This is a genomic window from Photorhabdus africana, from assembly GCF_035181445.1.
In the GTDB taxonomy this organism is placed as follows: domain Bacteria; phylum Pseudomonadota; class Gammaproteobacteria; order Enterobacterales; family Enterobacteriaceae; genus Photorhabdus; species Photorhabdus laumondii.
In genome coordinates, this window is the sequence record NZ_JAXBVE010000040.1 from 1 (window position 1) to 15,505 (window position 15,505).

A 15,505-nucleotide genomic window follows, 5' to 3' on the forward strand; every position below is an offset into this window, starting at 1 on the left:
TTTCAACTCCTGGCCCGGCAACAGCGTGGCGGATGTCGTCAACCCCCGCAGTTGGGTCTGCCGATTCAGGTAACGCTCATGTTGCAGCCGGGAGTAGAACACCCCGCTTTCCACTGCCGGATCCAGGTCGTAACGGTTGCCCAGTACCCGGTAGTTGTTATCCAGGTAATGGTACGCTTCGCCATACAGGGTCTCATCGCCCCGCGTCACATCCACTTCGGCATCCATACCGTACTGCGGCAGCGCGTCACGGTAATCATAATCGCGGGTCACCACTTTGCCTGCCACCACCTGATGCGCGGTTTCCATGCCCCACACCGCGTCTTCCTCCCCGCCGTGCATGCCTGACGGATTCCGAGCCGGCATATAGACATTAAACTGGTAGTAACGCTGATCGTCGTAAAACTCCACCACATCGATTTTCAGCCGGTCATCCGCCGTCAGTTTGTACCAGATCCCCACTTCCGCCAGCAGGCGTTGCACAAAACGCAAGTCGTCTTCGCCGTATTGCATCACCTGATCCCGCTTCGGGCAGGGGTACGCCAGGGTGAATAAGAAATCCTGCCCCCGAAAGCCGTGACGTTCACGCAGGATTTTTTCCACGATTTCCGGTACCGACATCTTCTGATAAATAGCGAATTGGCGGCTTCTCGACAGCAACGCCAGCCGCGGCTCCAGAGTCACTTCATAACGGCTTTCATCCCGCGAGGTGGATAACAGTTTAAATTCGCTGATCACGCCGTAGATCGTGCGCAGCGGTGCCGGCGGTATCACCGGCATGCCCCGCATCCCCGGATTGAACGCCGGTGATGTCAGGGTAAACGCCGCGTCCCGCATCAGCATCTGCGCCGGTTTGATCTCTTTCACCGGGCTGGTGAATTCAATCGCGTAACGAAAAGGCTGGCTTAAGCCTTCCTGCCCGCTAAACGCCACCACATCCAGCGGCGCGGTATTTTTCCACACTTTCAGTTTGTAACGGCTGTGATCAAAGATGATCGCCGGGGTAGCGTTGCTCATGGCGGGCTCTCCGTTTTCTCTGTTTCAGTGAATGTCAGGGTGATCTCACCGGTTTCATCGGCGCCCAATATCACCCCAGCCGGTTTAGCGTGATGGGCCAGACGTTCCAGCAGCGCCTGTGATAACACCGGCAAGATTTGCTGGTTGAGCAAGCTGTCGATATTGCGGGCACCGCTGTCCGGCAGCAGGCAGGCGCTGACCAGCGTGTCACCGAGGGCGCTTTCCACCTGACAGGTCAGGCCATAATGGGTATTGAGTCGCCGGGTCACCTGCCCCAGTTTGATGTCCACAATACGTCTGAGTGCCTCAGCCGATAACGGGCGGTAAATCACCGTCTGAAAGCGGGCCAGCAGGGCGGGCTGGAAGTGATCCCGCAGCACAGGATGCAGCAGTTCATGCAACGCAGCATTCGATGCGTCAGGCTGTTGCGCCAATAGCGCCATCAAGTGATCACTGCCCAGATTCGACGTCATCACCATCACGGTATGGCGAAAATCGATCTCACGCCCTTCACCATCACGCATAAAACCGCGATCAAATACCTGATAGAACAGGTTAAGCACGTCACGATGGGCTTTTTCCACTTCATCCAGCAGCACTACGCTGTAAGGACGTTGACGGACCGCTTCTGTCAGTATCCCGCCCTGACCATATCCCACATAACCCGGTGGTGAACCTTTCAGTTGGGAAACCGTGTGCGGTTCCTGATATTCCGACAGGTTGATCGTGATCAGTGAACGCGCCCCGCCAAACAAGCTATCCGCTAATGCCAGCGCCGTTTCGGTTTTCCCTACCCCACTTGGCCCAACCAGCAGGAAGACACCCAATGGCCCCTGTTCCGGTGTCAGACCCGTTTTAGCGGCCCGTAAACGTTGAGCAATGTCCCACAGCGCCGCCGTCTGACCGATAACGCGTTCGCCCAAATGCTGTTCTAAGTGGAGCAGGCCGGTTTGTTCGTCTTTTAATACGCTGCTTAACGGGATGCCCGTCCAGTCAGCAATCACGGTTGCCACGGTACGCACATCCACATCCGGCGAGAGCAACGGCTTCCCCTGTTGCAGGGTGTCCAGTCGTTGTTGTAACGCGGCCAGTTCATCCTGCCGGTTGCTGTCCTGACGGATCGCCAGTAACTGCTGCGTGAGCTGTTTTTCCTGCTGATACTGTTCATCCCGCTGTTGCTGTTGCCGACACAGTGCATTGCGCAGTACCTCAATCTGCGCCAGACGGTCAGCGTGATGAGCATGCCCCAGTGCCCTGTCTTCCCGGATCGCCTGTTGCTCTATCTCCAGTGCCGTTAATTGAGACTGGAGTTGCGTCAACGCCTCCGGTACGGTGTCCAGACTCATCCGCACCCGCGCACCGGCGGTATCGAGCAGATCCACCGCTTTATCCGGCAGCTGGTGCCCGGTCAGGTAACGGCGGGATAAGGTGACAGCGGCTTTGACCGCCGCCTCCTGAATGTGGATGCCATGATGACGGGCATAACGGGTTTTCAGTCCGCGCAGCATCAGGCAAGCCGTCTCATCGTCCGGTTCATCCACTTTCACCGGCTGGAAACGGCGCGCCAGTGCCGCATCCCGTTCAAAATATTGCGTGTATTCCGACCAGGTGGTGGCGGCAATTGTGCGTAATTCTCCCCGTGCCAGCGCCGGCTTTAACAAGTTAGCCGCATCGGCGGCGCCCGCCTGATTACCCGTGCCAATCAGCGTGTGTGCTTCATCAATAAACAACACGATGGGGAGGGGGGATTGTTGTACCGCCTCAATCACGTTTTTCAGGCGTTGCTCAAATTCGCCTTTCACCCCGGCACCCGCCTGCAATAAGCCCAGATCCAGCCCCCGGATACTGACGGTTTTCAGGCTATCGGGGACATTGCCTTCAGCCATGCGCAATGCTAACCCTTCCACCAACGCCGTTTTCCCCACGCCCGGCTCACCCACCAGGATTGGGTTGTTTTTACGCCGTCGCGATAAGATGTCGATCATCTGGCGAATTTCATTATCACGGCCAAAGACCGGATCAATGTCGCCTTCAGCGGCGCAGGCAGTGATATCCCGCGTGAATTTATCCAACACGCTTTGCAAAGCCGGAGATAACGCGTGAGGATTGAGTCCGGGGTTATCTGCGTCGGTCTCCGCCAAGTCAACAGCTGATTCTGCCTCAGTCAAATTCTCCGGGCACTCGTCTGAGTGGCGATCCAACAACGGGCGCAGACGTTGCAGTTGTGTCACGCTCACGCTCAGTAACGGCCAGACATTATGAGCCTGCACCCCGTCCGGCTGACCGCGCAGTGCCTGCAACAGATGCACCGAACGAATACATTCATTGCCCTCCTCCTGAGCAGCCACTTCCCAGGCAACCTGTAATAAACGCCACAGGCGATCTGACAACCGCGGGCGTTGATGATTAATGTTGTGTGGCAGGCGATCCAGCGCCGCCAGGAGTGCCTGCCACAGCGTGTTCATATCCCACTGATAATGCCGGGCAATCACGGTAATATCGCCTTCCCCAATTTCAAGCAGCTTGAGCAACCAGTGCTCCACCGTAATTTCACCCTGTGCCCGTGTCCGGCAAAGTACCGCCGCCGCATCCAGCGCCTGCGCACAATAGGGATTTAACCGACGAAGTAAAATAGCTGACGGATTTTCCATGACAGTTTGCTCCATCCTGTACCTCTGTTATGACACCGGATACGCTACCGCCCATAGCCGTATACCGAAGCCCATAAGGTCATGATTTTTCATTATTTCGGGTGTTTTTGTCCCAGGCGGGGCCAATAGCCCCACCTGCCTCTAAACGATAAAAAATAAAAAACAGTGGACGTTACGCCGTCGAACGTTCACTCCAGGAATCAGAGTGAATGACGTTGCCGTCTTTGTAAGTCCAGGTGATTTTTTCGTAGCGGAACTCAACGCGTTCCAGATGGTTGTGCTTCTCTTTGGCCGGATCTTTGATGTCATGCATCAACGGCGCCACTTTCACCACCTTCACGTTGTCCAGTTGGGTGATGAAATAGACTTTCTCCTGACCGGCATCATCAATTTGGTACCACTTGATTTCCGCCGATTTCAGGGTCTGACCGGAGGTGACCGCTTTATACAAATACGGGGTCGAGGCATCGACTTCTTTGGTGAACACCAAGGGGGCATGCACACGGGTCCCGGTCAGCTTACCGGTGTTGTTGTCCGTCGGGATATACAATGCATGTTCCAACGCCACAATTTCGATACTGCCTTCCCGGCCCTGAACATCGACAGAGCCTTTGATGTCGGCACCGCCGTCATCTTTCAACCATAAATAAGCGGGTATCGCCATAAGTTTATTCCTGTTGTTGTGTCAAGGGTGTCGCCGGTATCGGCGACGTTGTTGCTGAAACGCCCGGCACCGTTTGCGGTCGCGGACAGGCGACCGCGTTCGGTATCAGACGGATTTCAACTCTGCGGTTAGCGGCACGCCCTGCCGCTGTGGTATTCGTCGCGATCGGTCGCGTCGCCCCGTCGCCTTGTACGGCGAAGCAGGCGGGTGACAACGCGCCAGTCTGTAATAGCCAGTCACGGACGGCTTCGGCCCGCGCCAGTGACAGCGCCTGGTTTTTCGCGGCATGGCCAGTCACATCGGTATGGCCGGTGATTAAAATCATCCAGCCCGGTTTGGCGCGGATATTGATCAACGCATTGATTAATACTGGGGTCGAACCGGGTTTCAGTGTCGCCTGTCCCACATCAAACAGCGCCAGACTGTTCAAACTGAGCGTCTGCGGTAACACGGTCGTCACCGGTTTTTTTTCCTGATGTTCAAGGTGATAACCGGCAATCGCCGCCTGTAACGGCAGACGTAATCGCGCCCCCTGATACAACCCCAATCCCAGACGCCACGGCACCCCGTTACGGTAATACTCCTCAAGACGATCGGCATCGTTCCTCAATACCGCCATCGCCTGCGCTTTGCCGCGCTCATCCGTCATGGCGACAGCGTGATAGTGCTGCCAGTCATCGTCCACCTGACGCAGCCCTTGCCGGTTATGCCAAGCCGAACAGCCCAGCGCGGTCATCCCCGCCAGCATAAACAGCCCCAACGCCATCCCCAGAGCCCGCTGCCCGGCGGTCTGCCATGATCTCATGGGTAACAGAGGCAATACCGGGTTCGGAAAGGGCAATACCGGCACCCCGGTATCCGGTGAGCTTATCGGGTCACCGGCGCTGTTGAGCGCCGTTTTGGTTTGCAACCACTGTTGCCAGAGATGACCGGTTAACCTCTGCGGTAATGCCGGGACAAAGATCAGCGCCATCGCCTGAGGCGGACAAGGCGGCAGGTCGTATTCTGGGGTCAGGCAAGCGGGTAATACGCATGCCTGCATCCAGTCAGCCCAGCTGGTCAGTTCAACCCCACACTGAAAACGGGCGGCCTGCTCCGCCACGCTGCCCTCACCCAACCAATCCGCCAGCGGTTGACCCGAGACGCCTTTGCGCCAGACCGTGACGGTGTTCTGGCCTACCTGCCACACAAACCACGGTGAATCAGGACGTTGGGACGCCCCGGCTAAGTAACCGGTCAGCACTAAAGGTAACGGGATACCCTGGCAGCGACACACCTGAGCAAGCTGCCAGCGCAGTTCCCGCACCCAACCCGCCAGAGCCATCTCATCCCGGTACTGTTGCGGGTTGATGACAGCCATCACGCTCAATTGGCCGCCCCAGGCGGGCCGGGCAGCCAGCAGGCTTGCCACCCCATCAGACAGGGAAGTGCCCGGCGATAAGCACAGCCAGTAGCCCTGTGGCGTCTGACGCAGCCGTTCTTCACCAAACAGACTGTCCTGAACGTGACTGCATACCAGCACGACCGGGCGACGATCGCTTTCCGGCGGCAGCACGGCCGACAGGCTGTCAAGGTGTTCCCGTCGCCGGGATCGCGCGGTATAAAACAGTCCAACCAGCGTGAAGAGCAGGATAATGACCACTCCCACCCATCGGCCCACCGGCGATAAGGGGAGCCAGACCAGACAGAGCAACAGCCCTAACCCGGCTGCCCATCCCCATAGCGCCCGTCGCCACATCGCACTCATTGCGCCCACCCCGGCAGCCGCGTGAGCAGATACTGCCCCAACCCCCACCAGACACCGGTCAGCACGATTATCGTCATGATTAGCGGACCACCAATGGAACGCAACCCGGCACAGGACGGTAAAGTCCCGACCAGCACAGGCGAGGGCTGAAAACTGTCGAACGGTAAGACGTGTTGACTTAAGCGAGTTATCAGTTGTTCACGTATCAATGACGTGTCCTCCCGGTAATCCCCCTGGAATCCCAGCAGCAACACCCGGTGAAAACAGGTCAGGACCGCCCGATCCGGGGTCGGTTCATTCAGCACCGCGTTCATCCGCGCAAACAACTGGTCACCCGCCGCCGCAGAATCAAAGAAATGGGCCTGCAACGAGGCCACGCGCCAGGCCGCATAGCCCTCGTCCGGTGCCCGTTTTAAGACGGTTTCATCCAACAGCGCACACAAAGCATACCGGATGTGTCCCCTTGCAGCGTCACTGACGCCGGCAGCAGACAGCGCCCCCTGCGTCTGTTCTATCTCGTCGATACAGTGTTGCCATACCACGCTCCCCTGCTCCACCGGCACGCCCTGGCACAGCTCGGTAACCAGCAAGTAGCTGTTTTGCAACAGAGCATCAATATCCAGTGGCGATTTTTTAGTGAGTAAGTGTGATCGATTCATGTTCTCAGCACCGCAAACAGTTCAAGTTGAATATCGTCCAGCACACTGGGCACGTAGAAGGCACAAGTCCCTGCCGCCAGCATGGCTTTCGCGGATGGATGGGTCAGATCAAGAGCAAAATATTGGTTCTCCAACCGCAACGGGACCGCCGCCGGGACCTGGCTCAGCGCCACCAACGGGATACCCGTCAACGCCCGGTTAATCATCTGGTTAACTTCATCTGGCGCCCCGGCTTTACACAACAACGGGAACCGGGTCTGCAATTGGTGCGCCGGGATTGAAGCGCGAACCGAAAGATAAAAATCCGCCGCTTCACGCAAGCGGGCATCGTGGAGCGTCCCGGTCCATTGCTGTGCCGATTTTTTCAGCTCAATGGCGACCATCCGCGACGGCAGGCTGATTTCCAGTAATTGACTGAGCAAGTCAAACAGCGGCGGCAACACCGCCGTCAGGTTATCGTGCTGATAACACGGAATACCCCCGGCGTCATGATCGAGCGAAAATGTCAGCAAACTGCCCGCCAGCCTGACCGCTTCACGGTAAAACAACGCCGGGTGCACCTCCCCGTGCGCCCGAAAATCACGCAGTACCGGTTCATAGCTGTTCAGCGCATTGAGCAGCCAAAACAATGAGACGTCCGCCACGGCAAAATCCGCCATCCGCTCGTTACTCTCACGGCGCATGCCCATCAACCGGGCCTGTTTAGCCCGCAACTGCGTCAGCAATCGATCGAGCCGGTCCATCAGCCCAGCATTCGCACTCAGCCGCAGTAACGGCGGCACAAACTGTTTGTCAAAGGCCCAGTTTCCCTGAGCGTCACGTAACAAGCGGGCAACGGGACAGGTGAGATACTGGCCGTTTTCCATCCCGTCAACGCGCAGCGACACGGCATAACGGGCCACCGCCATCGATTCATTGCGGTCACTGAATTCATCCTGTACCGGCACCCACTCCTGCCGGTAACGCACCGGACGGTCAGCCTGTTCATCGGGTTTAAGGCAATTCCCCCCGTTCGCGTAAGTGTGCGGCAACGCCAGTAAGACGGTGGCCTGTTGCGTCTCCGCCGACAACACTGTCGCCAGTTCCAGCACCGGGGGTAAGCGATCCGCCTGATCGGTGTCAATCAGCGATCCATCAGCAAAACGCACACACAAGTGATTGGCTTTTAATTGCCCCAGGGCCAGGGTGTCTGTATCAAACACGGCAGTCAGCACCCCCCAGGGAGGCAGCCCCCCCAGTCGGGCAACACATTCACGGGCATACGCCTCCCAGCGGGCCTGTTGCTGAAACTGTTGGGGCGACAGGATAGTGCCCGTCACCCATAACGGACGATCAATTTTCATGTTGTTACCCCTTGGCTTTCGGCATCTGAGAAACCAGAGACAGATTGACGTCCAGTCCTTCCACCTGAAAATGGGGCACTGCGTACAACCGGACCCGGAAGAAACCGGGGTTGTCGTCAATATCTTCAACAATGACGCGCGCTTCGCGTAGCGGGTGAGATGCCTGCACATCGTCTGAAGGATCGGTCATCTCAGTGACCAGCGTGTTGATCCAGTTGTTCAACTCAATTTCGAGCAGACGCCTGTCCTTGGTGGTGCCGATGTTCTCTCGCTGGATTAACTTCAAATAGTGAGAAATCCGTGACAGCAGAAAGATATAGGGCAGACGCGCATTGATACGGCTGTTGGCCGTGGCTTCATTGGTGTCGTACAACGCTGGTTTTTGCGCCGAGTTGGCCGAAAAGAAGCAGGCATAATCGCGGTTTTTGTAGTACGAAAGCGGCATAAACCCCAGATTCGCGAATTCAAACTCGCGGGTTTCCGGGATCATCACTTCTGATGGAATTTTGACCTGATTACCGGTCCCCAGATCGTAGAGATGGATCGGTAAATCCGTGACCGCGCCCCCCGCCTTCGGCCCGCGGATCTGCACACACCAGCCATTGCTGACAAAGCTCCTGACCAGATTGGCGGCAAACGCAAATGCGGCATTGGTCCACAAATATTTATTGTGATCCGGCCCGGTGACCTCTTCGACATAGTTGAAGGTGCGTACCGGCACGGTATCCGGGCCATAGGGCAAGCGCCCGAGTACACGGGGCATCGTCAGGCCAATATAACGGGCATCGTCGCTGTCGCGGAACGCCTGCCACTTGATGTATTCAGCACGGTCAAAGTAGCTGGCGATGTCTTTAATCGCCGCCACTTCTTCCATGGTTTTTTTACCAAAAAAGGCGGGCCCGACTGCGCTAATGAAGGGCATATGCGCCGCGGCTGATACTTTGGCGATATGACGCAACAGGGCAATATCCTGTGAGCCAGCATCAAATTCGTAATTGGCAATCACCGAGCCGACAGGTTCACCACCCGGCGTATCGTATTCCTGAATGTAAGTGTGGAGATAGAAGCCGCTTTGCACAATTTCCGGCGCATCGTCAAAATCCTGCCGTAAGTCGTCTTTGGTCACATCCAATAGGTCAATGCTGACGTTTTGACGAAAATCCGTCCGGTCAACCAAAAATTTCAGACCACGCCAGGCGGATTCAACTTGCTGGAAGGCCGGATGATGCATCACCACATCCAACTGACGGCTGATTTGCTGGTCCAGCTCGCCGATGTGGTTATCCAACAAGGCCTTATCCAGCCGCTCGACTTTTCGTGCCGAGGCTTTCAACAGCGTGAGAAAAACGCTGACCGCCGCGGTCACCCGTTCATCCGCCGAGACATCCGCCAGCGCATCACTGCACTGAAAGCGGTCGATATCACTCAGTCGTTCGACCGGCTGTAAATGGATTTTTTCAAACAAGGATTGATAAACACTGCCTTCGGCATAGGGTGTGGTTGCCGCGGCAGAAGCGGTTTGTTCTTGTACAGTCATCACTTCTCTCCTGACTAAAATACGGTCATCATCAGCGGGTTTTCGGTGCCAGCGCCGCCAGTTCAGCCCGCAATTGATCGTTCAACGTGTCATCCTGGAGAATGTGCTCCAACTCCCGGCGAAAGGTAGCGTTGTCAAGCAGGTTGGATCTCAGATCGCGCAATAAATTACGCATAGAAAGTAACGCCCGCAGTGGGGGAATTTGGCGGGCCACTTGCTCAGGATCAAAATCCTTTATTTGCTGGAAAATGAGGGCGATATTTTCTTCGCCGCCATTTTCAGCCAGGGTATTTTGAACCGTCAGGTTAAGCGCGGGGCTGAATTCCGCCATCACGCTGTCAAAATTGTTTTTGTTAATAGACACTTTTTCTCTTTCCGAGAGGGGACGATTATCCCGGCCATAACTGTAATCGCCCATCACCAATAATTTCAGCGGAAGTTCAACCTTTTTCCGTGCACCACCGGTATGCAAATCCAATTTAATATTCACCCGTGCTTTGGGGATTTCGTTTTGAAAACTCTGGGCCATCATCGGCTCCTCAGCAATAAAAAATAACGCCAGGCATGGGGGTCATGCCCGATAAATTTCAGGAACAAAGAACGGATTCAGATATTTCAGAGCAGGCAGTTAACCGGGCAGTAAATAAGAGAACACCGAGAAGATCCGCCGCCATAAATAAACACATTAACCGGACAGATCATTTCCTAACCAGGGCGATTTTGTAAACTGATTTATCTAAAATCAAGACATTTTTTATCAAATAGCACTTTTTGTTCAAGACTATTTAGTCATAAAACCTGACATATGATGGCAAAAACAGATAATATATAAACCAAACCTAAACAGCCTTAACGATTTTTTCACAATAAAGTTGTGTTTGTTTTTATAAAATGATAGCGACTTAATTTATTTTGTTATCATTAAGACCATTCAGCACGATAAAGCTCGGTTATATTTTTAAATTTATATTATTTTTCAATTCACTAAATCATAAATAAACCGTGCCTGATTGGATGGGTAAAAAAGAGAATGGTTATCAGTCAGATTATGCAAATGAGAATACATTCAATTAAGCCACGTCATATTCATGATATTGCGGAATAACACGCGGGTTAATTATAGATTTTGCAGGATAATAAGTATGAAAATGAAAAGGCCTTATCCTACGTGATAAAGCTGGCATGTTTTTTTGCTCTTTTTGATGGTATGAAAGTTATTGAAGAGGTTGTTTCTGAAATAGGGAGCCTAAGTACGGGAAAATGCGATTATTGATAATGGAGAGGATGATTCATTTTCGGGTATGCCATTTTATATTTATGTCCCGGAGACGCCGGTCCATTTAAGTCAACTCCAGATAGTTCAGGATGACCATGTAAACTTATCCCGAGTAATAAAGGGGAAGATAGCCCACACCCCAACCCTATCGTAAAACGCTAAATCATGATGAAGCCAATTGATAATATCTGAGTGAAGTGAATAAAAATGAGCGCTATCACCGTGAATGACCGTAATAATGGCAAAGATATTTTAAGAATGTATTCAGGTGTAGCCGGTGATAATCCTTTTTTTGTTAACAAGGAACCTATTACAATTCCAGCAGAATAGAGTATATACCCGTCATCTTTCAAGTTGCTTCTTTGTTGGCTGCACTCGCTCACCCCGGTCACATCGTTTGCTATGCTCCCGGGGATTCACTCCCTTGCCGCCGCGATGCATCTTGAAATCCATAGGGTATATAAATAATTTCATATTTCTTTAAATAATCCATTGGACATTTTGTCGTCCAATATTCTTCACGGTCAATTATTCAATCTATTTATAACTAAATTTACCTACCAGTCAAAAAATTTATTAAAGTGGCGGATTCGACTAATAAAGATTATATAAAAACTCTGGTAAAACTTTTGAAACTTACAATGATAGTGAATTTGACATCCCTACCTTACCCAAGTCGTGCTTCTGCAAACTTTAGATCTAAATTCACATCAAGTTGGCGAAGGCATATTAGTGCTTCAGCTCTGTTGGTTGTTTTAAGAGATTGAACTATTGCAGATTTTCCACAAGCTTGTACCAAATCAGCAGGTATTCTCCGGCGGAAATAATACATTAGCCCACGACGATAAAGATGAGTACACATATGAATGAATTCTCCAGCACCGTTGGAACGATGTGGTACACCCATGTGTAACAGTAAGGAGTGAATCTTAGGAAAATCATTTAGAAAAATAAGGTTAGAAAGAAGTGGCGGAGGAGGAGAGATTCGAACTCTCGGATGGTTTCCCATCGGCGGTTTTCAAGACCGCTGCCTTAAGCCGCTCGGCCACCCCTCCGCAATGGCGTGCACTATAAACAGCACCGAGACAGATGTAAAGTATCCTTCTGTTCGATTGCCTTAAATTTACCCTTTTTTATGGTTGTTGGCTTATTTTATCCTCACATGTGCATACCATCCTTGGGTATGGAAGTGATTTTTGCTAAATTACAGCTACTTTTCTTTAATGGTTATTAATGGTTATGCTGGTATTCGAAGGCCAAGAAATCGAAACCGATGCGCAAGGTTATCTGAAAAACAATAGGGACTGGCAAGAAGCAATAGCTTTACTCCTCGCCGAACAAGAAGAAATCACTTTGACTGAACAGCATTGGGAAGTCATTCGTTTTATCCGGGAATTTTATAAGGAGTTTAATACATCCCCGGCTATCCGTATGTTAGTGAAAGCAATCGCACAAAAGTATGGCGAAGAAAAAGGCAACAGCCGCTATCTTTACCGTCTGTTTCCCAAAGGGCCGGCAAAGCAGGCAACTAAAATTGCCGGGCTGCCGAAACCGGTAAAATGTATCTAATCAATAAATTAGCTCAGTGGCGGACGCTAAAATCTACAACATCCTCCACTGCGCAGGATTGAGATGAAAAGTTATCTATTCGTGCTCCCGGAGGACCACCCTGCTCCAACCAATGGATTAATTTATTTAGTTGTTCACTATCACCATAAGCTACGATGTTGACACTACCGTCATGCAAATTACAGACATAACCTGTCAGCCTATTAAGTTTCGCCCAACGAAAAGTTTGATAGCGAAATCCAACTCCCTGAACCCGGCCATAAACATAAATTGTTACCCCATATTTAATCATAATTACCCCCTAATCAACCAGTCACCTTGCGGTATCGCTCACATATATAGTTAAGCACGCGACTCTTGGTTGTGTTTTATATTTACTACAGCTAACCTGAAATAGATGAAGTCACGTTTGCAATTTAAAGCAAAAAATGACTTTAACTACCGGGTACGGCTCTTGTAATTCACTTTACTGCCCTTATATCAATGTCAATACAAGACTTCTTTGGAGGTGACTATGATTATCGCCAGCAAATTCGGTATCGGCCAACAAGTACGTCACAAACTTCTGGGTTATTTGGGAGTCATCGTGGATATTGATGTGGAATACTCGCTGGAACAACCCCAAGAGGATGACATTGCATCCAATACTACCCTACGTTCCGCTCCCTGGTATCACGTTGTGATGGAAGATGACAATGGTCAACCTGTACATACTTATCTGGCCGAAGCACAATTAGCCTATGAAACATCCGATGAACATCCAGAGCAACCTTCTCTCGATGAACTAGCAGAATCCATCCGCCATCAACTACTGGCCCCAAGACTGCGCAATTAACCATCCATATTAGACCTAACAACCTAAGGCAGTTATCCCGCTTTTAAGCTGCCTGTACGGCAGTGCACAAACCGATCGCGGCCAGTAACTTAGCGGCCTTTTTCTAAGCTGCCTGTACGGCAGTGCACAACTGATTTGCGACGATGGATGAAAATGATTTTTTCTAAGCTGCCTGTACGGCAGTGCACCTTCCGGGCTATTTTCGTCTTTGATTTTATCATTTCTAAGCTGCCTGTACGGCAGTGCACCCGATAACTCAGTTCTTGCAATGTGGTATACGTTTCTAAGCTGCCTGTACGGCAGTGCACAAATGATAATGATGGAATGATTCGAGTAAATGTTTCTAAGCTGCCTGTACGGCAGTGCACACATAGACAGTTCCGGTTTTACCGTGCCGATTTTTCTAAGCTGCCTGTACGGCAGTGCACCCAAGCGGGAGGAGGAACTGGCTTCACTCTTTTTTCTAAGCTGCCTGTACGGCAGTGCACGAGGGCAAAAGGCCATTCTCGTTCTGATACGATTTCTAAGCTGCCTGTACGGCAGTGCACAAACCGGGGATGTGCAAACCGTTCTGTAGTGTTTTCTAAGCTGCCTGTACGGCAGTGCACAACGTTAATTAAACGTGATGGCTTCCGTTTTTTTTCTAAGCTGCCTGTACGGCAGTGCACTCTTGTTCAATTGTTGGGTTAGATCGTGGGGTTTCTAAGCTGCCTGTACGGCAGTGCACTGTTACATATTAACCTTAAGTTGCTGACTGTTAAAGAATATAGTGATAAAAAATGAAAAAACCCTTTTTTCAGGAGACATTTTATTTTTCTTTTAAATCAATAGATTATTTTTTGATGATAAAAAAGGGTCAAAACTGGGGCACAACAAAAGCATCATATCTTATAGCAATAAAAGTGTAGATTCTGGCAAAACTTAGCAACCATAAAAACAACTAAAATCACCTTAAGATATTGTAATAACTGTAAAAATAGACTTTATAAGATGTCTAGAAAAGTAAACTCAATATCCAGCTCAAATATTATTTGAACACTTGGAACCCAGACACCGCTTCCCATCCAACACCTTAAGTTTGTATTAGATATTGGTGTCAGGATCCCTTCATCTATTGATTAGAAACCAAATAACTACAAGCTGAAAAATATTATTTTTCGAGTCCCAATCTTGGAATTTCAATTTTTGGGCAGCGATCCATAACAACATCCAGACCTGCTTCCTCCGCCAATATTTTTGCTTGCTCATTAATAACACCAAGCTGCAACCAAAACACTTTTGCTTTGATATCTATAGCTTCTTGCGCAATGTCATATGCAGCATCAGCATTACGAAATACATCAACCATATCAATAGCCTGTGGAATATCCGCCAGTTGTGCATACACCCGTTGCCCAAGCAGTGTTTGTCCTGCAAGCTTCGGGCTGACAGGAATCACTTGATAGCCTTGTTCAAGTAAATAAGCCATAACTTTATAACTTGGACGAGCAGTTTTTTCACTCGCACCTACCAACGCGATAGTTTTTACTCGTCTCAGTATGTCCGCAATTTGCTGATCACTCATTTTTTACTCCTTAAAATCCGATATTTTTACTTTGTTTATTTATTACAATGTATATGATAAACATTGTTATCAATCGAGCTCACTACGATCGAAAACACAATAACGATTATCAAAGGTATCTTCATGGAATTAACAACCCGCACGCTGTTACCCTATAAAAATATAGCGCTTATTGCACATGACCACTGTAAAACTTCGCTGCTAGCCTGGTCCAAAAAACATAAAAGTTTACTCAAGAAACATCATTTATACGCTACCGGCACAACCGGTAATCTGATTCAGAACGAAACCGGATTACCTCTTACCAATATGCTTAGTGGTCCAATGGGTGGAGATCAACAAATTGGTTCTCTAATCTCAGAAGGGAAAATTGATGTGTTGATATTTTTCTGGGACCCACTTAATTCCGTGCCTCATGATCCTGATGTAAAAGCACTTCTACGCCTTGCTACAGTATGGAATATCCCTGTTGCAACTAATCTAGCGTCTGCGGATTTTATTGTTAGTTCTCCTCTATTTTCTGAATCAGTAGATATTCAAGTGCCTGATTATCAACATTATCTGAATGAACGTCTGGAATAAGTCTTTATAATATATACCCGTTATCCTTCAAGTTGCCTCTTTGTTGGCTGCACTCGCTCAC

16 protein-coding genes, 1 tRNA gene and 1 CRISPR repeat array are annotated in these 15,505 nt (G+C 50.7%); of the genes, 4 read left to right on the forward strand and 13 right to left on the reverse strand.

Annotated elements, in window-relative coordinates; translation table 11 throughout:
• From SLS51_RS18445 to tssB, 9 genes are all read right to left on the reverse strand, one after another.
• On the reverse strand, positions 1-1,017 hold a 1,017-nt coding region (locus SLS51_RS18445; RefSeq protein WP_323840083.1), incomplete at its 3' end, for a type VI secretion system Vgr family protein.
• Complete coding sequence (gene tssH / locus SLS51_RS18450; protein ID WP_323840084.1) at positions 1,014-3,668, reverse strand: type VI secretion system ATPase TssH; 2,655 nt, start codon at positions 3,666-3,668, stop codon at positions 1,014-1,016. The genes SLS51_RS18445 and tssH, both read right to left, overlap by 4 nt.
• Before the next feature lie 172 nt (positions 3,669-3,840).
• Complete coding sequence (locus tag SLS51_RS18455; RefSeq protein ID WP_323840085.1) at positions 3,841-4,332, reverse strand: Hcp family type VI secretion system effector; 492 nt, start codon at positions 4,330-4,332, stop codon at positions 3,841-3,843.
• Positions 4,333-4,336: 4 nt separating this feature from the next.
• Positions 4,337-5,854 (reverse strand): OmpA family protein, encoded by a 1,518-nt coding sequence (locus SLS51_RS18460; RefSeq protein WP_323840086.1) that lies wholly within the window; start codon positions 5,852-5,854, stop codon positions 4,337-4,339.
• A 46-nt stretch (positions 5,855-5,900) separates the two neighbouring features.
• Complete coding sequence (locus SLS51_RS18465) at positions 5,901-6,068, reverse strand: hypothetical protein (RefSeq protein WP_323840087.1); 168 nt, start codon at positions 6,066-6,068, stop codon at positions 5,901-5,903.
• Positions 6,069-6,075: 7 nt separating this feature from the next.
• The gene (tssL, locus tag SLS51_RS18470) at positions 6,076-6,738 is read right to left on the reverse strand and encodes a type VI secretion system protein TssL, short form (protein ID WP_323840088.1); all 663 of its coding nucleotides are present in this window, start codon (positions 6,736-6,738) and stop codon (positions 6,076-6,078) included.
• Entirely contained in the window at positions 6,735-8,081 is a 1,347-nt protein-coding gene (tssK, locus tag SLS51_RS18475) for a type VI secretion system baseplate subunit TssK (RefSeq protein ID WP_323840089.1), read from the reverse strand. Before tssK ends, tssL begins: the two co-directional genes overlap by 4 nt.
• Before the next feature lie 4 nt (positions 8,082-8,085).
• On the reverse strand, positions 8,086-9,618 hold the full coding sequence (gene tssC, locus SLS51_RS18480; RefSeq protein WP_323840090.1) for a type VI secretion system contractile sheath large subunit: 1,533 nt from the start codon (positions 9,616-9,618) through the stop codon (positions 8,086-8,088).
• Between the two features lie 31 nt (positions 9,619-9,649).
• Positions 9,650-10,147: a type VI secretion system contractile sheath small subunit gene (tssB, locus tag SLS51_RS18485; protein ID WP_323840112.1), complete on the reverse strand. Its 498-nt coding sequence runs from the start codon at positions 10,145-10,147 to the stop codon at positions 9,650-9,652.
• Between the two features lie 954 nt (positions 10,148-11,101).
• Here tssB and SLS51_RS18490 point away from each other — a divergent pair.
• Complete coding sequence (locus SLS51_RS18490) at positions 11,102-11,224, forward strand: hypothetical protein (RefSeq protein ID WP_323840091.1); 123 nt, start codon at positions 11,102-11,104, stop codon at positions 11,222-11,224.
• 337 nt (positions 11,225-11,561) lie between these two features.
• Here SLS51_RS18490 and SLS51_RS24170 read toward each other — a convergent pair whose 3' ends face one another.
• Together SLS51_RS24170 and SLS51_RS18495 are read right to left on the reverse strand one after the other, a co-directional pair.
• Complete coding sequence (locus SLS51_RS24170) at positions 11,562-11,903, reverse strand: DUF6538 domain-containing protein (protein WP_369293950.1); 342 nt, start codon at positions 11,901-11,903, stop codon at positions 11,562-11,564.
• Positions 11,862-11,949 (reverse strand) — tRNA-Ser (locus SLS51_RS18495). The genes SLS51_RS24170 and SLS51_RS18495 overlap by 42 nt, the downstream gene beginning before the upstream one ends.
• Before the next feature lie 184 nt (positions 11,950-12,133).
• Here SLS51_RS18495 and tusE point away from each other — a divergent pair.
• Complete coding sequence (gene tusE, locus SLS51_RS18500) at positions 12,134-12,463, forward strand: sulfurtransferase TusE (RefSeq protein WP_323840092.1); 330 nt, start codon at positions 12,134-12,136, stop codon at positions 12,461-12,463.
• A gap of 13 nt (positions 12,464-12,476) precedes the next feature.
• On the opposite strand, the gene yccX is transcribed toward tusE, so the two are convergent.
• Positions 12,477-12,755 (reverse strand): acylphosphatase, encoded by a 279-nt coding sequence (gene yccX / locus SLS51_RS18505; RefSeq protein WP_323840093.1) that lies wholly within the window; start codon positions 12,753-12,755, stop codon positions 12,477-12,479.
• A 222-nt stretch (positions 12,756-12,977) separates the two neighbouring features.
• Here yccX and hspQ point away from each other — a divergent pair, with 222 nt between their 5' ends.
• The gene (gene hspQ, locus SLS51_RS18510) at positions 12,978-13,298 is read left to right on the forward strand and encodes a heat shock protein HspQ (protein WP_323840094.1); all 321 of its coding nucleotides are present in this window, start codon (positions 12,978-12,980) and stop codon (positions 13,296-13,298) included.
• A gap of 40 nt (positions 13,299-13,338) precedes the next feature.
• Positions 13,339-14,025: direct repeats of the CRISPR family, unit length 28 nt; unit sequence TTTCTAAGCTGCCTGTACGGCAGTGCAC.
• Between the two features lie 423 nt (positions 14,026-14,448).
• Here hspQ and SLS51_RS18515 read toward each other — a convergent pair.
• Positions 14,449-14,862: a CoA-binding protein gene (locus SLS51_RS18515; protein WP_323840095.1), complete on the reverse strand. Its 414-nt coding sequence runs from the start codon at positions 14,860-14,862 to the stop codon at positions 14,449-14,451.
• 123 nt (positions 14,863-14,985) lie between these two features.
• On the opposite strand from SLS51_RS18515, the gene mgsA reads away from it, so the two are divergent.
• A complete protein-coding gene (gene mgsA, locus SLS51_RS18520) occupies positions 14,986-15,444 on the forward strand; it encodes a methylglyoxal synthase (RefSeq protein ID WP_323840096.1) in 459 nt (152 codons plus the stop codon).
• The last annotated feature ends 61 nt before the right edge of the window (positions 15,445-15,505 follow it).

Excerpts from the sequence above, each read along its gene's own strand:
- hspQ (WP_323840094.1), top strand. The coding sequence starts at position 12,978 with ATGATTATCGCCAGCAAATTCGGTATCGGCCAACAAGTACGTCACAAA.
- tssL (WP_323840088.1), bottom strand. The coding sequence starts at position 6,738 with ATGAATCGATCACACTTACTCACTAAAAAATCGCCACTGGATATTGAT.
- yccX (WP_323840093.1), bottom strand. The coding sequence starts at position 12,755 with ATGATTAAATATGGGGTAACAATTTATGTTTATGGCCGGGTTCAGGGA.
- SLS51_RS18515 (WP_323840095.1), bottom strand. The coding sequence starts at position 14,862 with ATGAGTGATCAGCAAATTGCGGACATACTGAGACGAGTAAAAACTATC.
- tssC (WP_323840090.1), bottom strand. The coding sequence starts at position 9,618 with ATGACTGTACAAGAACAAACCGCTTCTGCCGCGGCAACCACACCCTAT.
- SLS51_RS24170 (WP_369293950.1), bottom strand. The coding sequence starts at position 11,903 with ATGGGAAACCATCCGAGAGTTCGAATCTCTCCTCCTCCGCCACTTCTT.
- mgsA (WP_323840096.1), top strand. The coding sequence starts at position 14,986 with ATGGAATTAACAACCCGCACGCTGTTACCCTATAAAAATATAGCGCTT.
- tssB (WP_323840112.1), bottom strand. The coding sequence starts at position 10,147 with ATGGCCCAGAGTTTTCAAAACGAAATCCCCAAAGCACGGGTGAATATT.
- SLS51_RS18490 (WP_323840091.1), top strand. The coding sequence starts at position 11,102 with ATGAGCGCTATCACCGTGAATGACCGTAATAATGGCAAAGATATTTTA.
- tssH (WP_323840084.1), bottom strand. The coding sequence starts at position 3,668 with ATGGAAAATCCGTCAGCTATTTTACTTCGTCGGTTAAATCCCTATTGT.
- tusE (WP_323840092.1), top strand. The coding sequence starts at position 12,134 with ATGCTGGTATTCGAAGGCCAAGAAATCGAAACCGATGCGCAAGGTTAT.
- tssK (WP_323840089.1), bottom strand. The coding sequence starts at position 8,081 with ATGAAAATTGATCGTCCGTTATGGGTGACGGGCACTATCCTGTCGCCC.
- SLS51_RS18455 (WP_323840085.1), bottom strand. The coding sequence starts at position 4,332 with ATGGCGATACCCGCTTATTTATGGTTGAAAGATGACGGCGGTGCCGAC.